This window comes from Streptomyces sp. AcH 505 (genome assembly GCF_000818175.1).
Taxonomy (GTDB): Bacteria; Actinomycetota; Actinomycetes; order Streptomycetales; family Streptomycetaceae; genus Streptomyces.
Map to the genome: position 1 here is coordinate 4,263,885 of NZ_JTIY01000001.1, position 3,772 is coordinate 4,267,656.

Here is a 3,772-nt window from a genome sequence, read left to right on the forward strand (position 1 = left end):
CACCCCGACCGTCCGGGACACGTGTGCCGGACCACCGAGGGCAGTTGGCCGGGCGTTCGCGCCAGGGACGTGTCCCCCGGACCGCAGGGCACCGCTCACCCGCGCTGACGCGGGCGGTGTGGCCGACCGCCGGGGGGAGGGGTCCGGGGCCGGAGGAGGGGGGTGTCCGGACGTAAAGCGAAGGAGCTCATGCGACAAGCAGTCCGGACACCCCCCTCCGCAGGACCCGGAACCCGCCACCAACCGAACGCGGCGCAGCCAAAACCCGCAACCAACCACCGGCCCGCAGAAAAACCGTCAGCCCTGATAGATCGCTTCGATCTCGTCGGCGAAATCCTTCGCCACCACGTTCCGCTTCAGCTTCAGCGACGGCGTGATGTGTCCCGACTCCTCCGTGAACTGCGCCGTCAAGATGCGGAACTTGCGTACCGACTCCGCCTTCGACACCGCCGCGTTCCCCTCGTCCACCGCCCGCTGCACCTCCGCCAGCAGCTCCGGGTCCAGCCGTAGCGTCGCCGTCGTCGAGCCCGGCTGTTTGCCGTGGTCGGTGGCCCAGCGGGTCAGGAACTCCTCGTCCAGGGTGATCAGCGCGCCCACGAACGGGCGGCCGTCGCCGACGACCATGCATTCGGCGACCAGCGCGTGCGCGCGGATCCGGTCCTCGATGACCGCCGGGGCGACGTTCTTGCCGCCCGCCGTCACCAGGATCTCCTTCTTCCGGCCGGTGATCGCGAGGTAGCCGTCCTCGTCCAGCGTGCCGATGTCGCCGGTGTGGAACCAGCCGTCCGCCAGCGCCTCGGCCGTCGCCGGTTCGTTGTTCCAGTACCGGGTGAACAGGTGCTCGCCGTGCAGCAGCACCTCGCCGTCGTCGGCGATCCGGACGACGGAGCCCGGCAGGGGCTGGCCGACCGTGCCGATCTTCTGCCGGTCCCAGGGGTTGAAGGCGGTCGCCGCGCAGGACTCGGTGAGGCCGTAGCCCTCCAGGACCGTGAAGCCGATGCCGCGGTAGAAGTGGCCGAGCCGCTCGCCCAGCGGGGCGCCGCCGGAGATGGCGTACTCGCCGCGGCCGCCGAGCACCGCGCGCAGCTTGCCGTAGACGAGCCGGTCGAAGAGCTTGTGGCGGAGCCTGAGGCCGAGGGACGGGCCCTGCGGCGTCGACAGGGCGCGGCTGTAGGCGATGGCCGTGTGGGCCGCCTGGTCGAAGATGCGGCCCTTGCCGTCCTCCTGGGCTTTGGCGCGGGCCGAGTTGTAGACCTTCTCGAAGACGCGCGGGACGCCCAGGATCAGCGTCGGCCGGAAGGCGGCCAGCTCGTCGGTGAGGTTCTTGATGTCGGGGACGCAGCCGAGCTTGATGGGCGCCATCACGGACGCCACCTCGACCAGCCGGCCGAAGACATGCGCGGCGGGCAGGAAGAGCAGGACGGAACACTCGCCCGTACGGAACAGCGGCTTGAGGCGCTCGACCACGTTGCCGCACTCGGCGAAGAAGCTGCGGTGGGTGAGCACACAGCCCTTGGGGCGGCCCGTCGTGCCCGAGGTGTAGACGATGGTCGCCGGGTCGTCCGCCTTCGCGGACGCGGACCGGTCGTCCACCGTCTCGTCGCTGACATCGGCACCGGCCGAGGTCAGCTGCTCGACGGCGCCGCCGCCGCCCGCGCCCTTGTCGATCTGCCAGACGCTCCGCAGGGCCGGCAGCCCGTCGCGTACCGACTCGATCGAGGCGGCGTGCTCCTCGCTCTCGACGATCACGGCGACCGCGCCGGAGTCGCCCAGGATCCACTGGATCTGCTCGGCGGAGCTGGTCTCGTACACGGGGACCGTGACCGCGCCTGCGCTCCAGATCGCGAAGTCGAGCTGCACCCACTCGAAGCGGGTGCGGGACATCAGGCCCACCCGGTCGCCGGGGCCGACGCCCGCGGCGATGAGGCCCTTGGCCGCCGCGCGTACCTCGGCGAGGAACTGCTCGGCCGTGACATCCGTCCAGGTGCCGGCGACCTTTCGGGCGAGGACCGCCACCTCGGGGTGGTGGGTGGCGTTGCGGCGGATGAGATCCGTCAGATTGCCGTCCGAGGGGACCTCGTACAGGGCCGGAAGACTGAACTCGCGCAAGACTGCTGCTCCTCATCGGGCGCCGGCGCCACGGCTGTATGAGCACGGCTGGACTGCCCGGACGTTACCCATCGGTACTGGCGCACGATAGGGGGTCCAGACCAGATGTTTCCCGCGTCACACGATTCTTCACGTACTCCGCGCACAGTAGTCCACCCCGCTGACACCCCGGCAGAAGTCGCAGGTCCGGAGCTCTCTACCCGGGTAGGGGAGGCGAGTTGGGTCTGTCGTTCGGATCAGGCCGGATCAGGGAGCGGGGCCGGCCCCCGCGAGCCCGGCACGATCCGAACGACAGGCCCTAGGGTGATCGGTATGCGGGTCAACGTGGTCAGTGACGTACACGGGAACGTGCGGGATCTCGCGCGGGCGGGTGACGGTGCCGACGCGCTGATCTGTCTCGGCGACCTGGTGCTCTTCCTCGACTACGCGGACCACTCGCGCGGCATCTTCCCCGACCTCTTCGGCGTCGAGAACGCCGACCGGATCGTGGAGCTGCGCACCGCCCGCCGCTTCGAGGAGGCCAGGGAGTTCGGCCGCGGGCTCTGGGCGGAGCTGGGTGTCGAGCCGGCGGACGCCATCGAGGGCGCGGTGCGCAGGCAGTACGCCGAGATGTTCGCCGTGCTGCCCACGCCGACGTACGCCACCTACGGCAATGTCGACATGCCGCCGCTCTGGCGGGAGTACGCGGGCCCCGGCACCACCGTCCTGGACGGCGAGCGCGTCGAGATCGGCGGCCTGGTGTTCGGCTTCGTCGGCGGCGGGCTGCGGACCGCCATGAGTACCCCGTACGAGATCTCCGACGAGGAGTTCGCCGCCAAGGTCGAGGCGCTCGGTGAGGTCGACGTGCTCTGCTCGCACATCCCGCCGGAAGTGCCGGAGTTGATCTACGACACGGTGGCCCGCCGCTTCGAGCGCGGCAGCCGCGCGCTGCTGGCCGCCGTGCGCCGTACCCGGCCGCGCTACGCCCTCTTCGGCCATGTCCATCAGCCGCTGGCCCGCCGGATGCGGGTCGGTGTGACGGAATGTGTGAACGTAGGACACTTCGCCTCGACAGGACGGCCGTGGGCCCTGGAATGGTGAGCCCCGCGCACGCGATAGCCTGCACGCGGCGTACCCAGTCCTGGAGGAGCACGGCGATGGCGGAACACACCAGTTCGAGCATCACGATCGAGGCGGCCCCGGCCGACGTCATGGGCGTGATCGCCGACTTCGCGCGCTATCCCGAATGGACCGGCGAGGTCAAAGAGGCCGAGGTGCTCGCCACCGACGCAGAAGGCCGTGCCGAGCAGGTCAGGCTGGTGCTCGACGCCGGAGCGATCAAGGACGACCACACCCTCGCCTACACCTGGATCAGCGCGCACGAGGTCAGCTGGACGCTGGTGAAGTCCCAGATGCTGCGCTCCCTCGACGGCTCGTACCTGCTGGCGCCGCTGGGCACCGACCGCACCGAGGTCACCTACCGGCTGGCCGTCGACGTGAAGATCCCGCTCCTCGGCATGATCAAGCGCAAGGCCGAGAAGGTCATCATCGACCGGGCACTCGCGGGGCTGAAGAAGCGCGTCGAATCCACCCCCGGAGTCTGATGCGTACGGTCCTGGTCACCGGCCCCGGCGGGGCCGGCCGGACGACCGTGGCCGCGGCGACCGCCCTCGCGGCGGCCCGG

At 70.5% G+C, this 3,772-nt stretch carries 3 protein-coding genes; 2 read left to right on the top strand and 1 reads right to left on the bottom strand.

Going from position 1 to position 3,772, the window contains the following annotated elements:
* Window positions 1–297: 297 nt before the first annotated feature.
* A complete protein-coding gene (locus HY68_RS19515) occupies window positions 298–2,109 on the bottom strand; it encodes an AMP-dependent synthetase/ligase (protein WP_041990617.1) in 1,812 nt (603 codons plus the stop codon).
* A gap of 312 nt (window positions 2,110–2,421) precedes the next feature.
* Between HY68_RS19515 and HY68_RS19520 the strand changes: the two genes are divergently transcribed.
* Both HY68_RS19520 and HY68_RS19525 read left to right on the top strand, forming a co-directional pair.
* Window positions 2,422–3,189 (top strand): metallophosphoesterase, encoded by a 768-nt coding sequence (locus tag HY68_RS19520; protein WP_107070196.1) that lies wholly within the window; start codon window positions 2,422–2,424, stop codon window positions 3,187–3,189.
* 56 nt (window positions 3,190–3,245) lie between these two features.
* Window positions 3,246–3,692: an SRPBCC family protein gene (locus HY68_RS19525; protein ID WP_041990619.1), complete on the top strand. Its 447-nt coding sequence runs from the start codon at window positions 3,246–3,248 to the stop codon at window positions 3,690–3,692.
* The last annotated feature ends 80 nt before the right edge of the window (window positions 3,693–3,772 follow it).

What these genes read in the sequence shown, in the direction of transcription:
- HY68_RS19525 (WP_041990619.1), top strand. Translation starts at nt 3,246, where the DNA reads ATGGCGGAACACACCAGTTCGAGCATCACGATCGAGGCGGCCCCGGCC.
- HY68_RS19520 (WP_107070196.1), top strand. Translation starts at nt 2,422, where the DNA reads ATGCGGGTCAACGTGGTCAGTGACGTACACGGGAACGTGCGGGATCTC.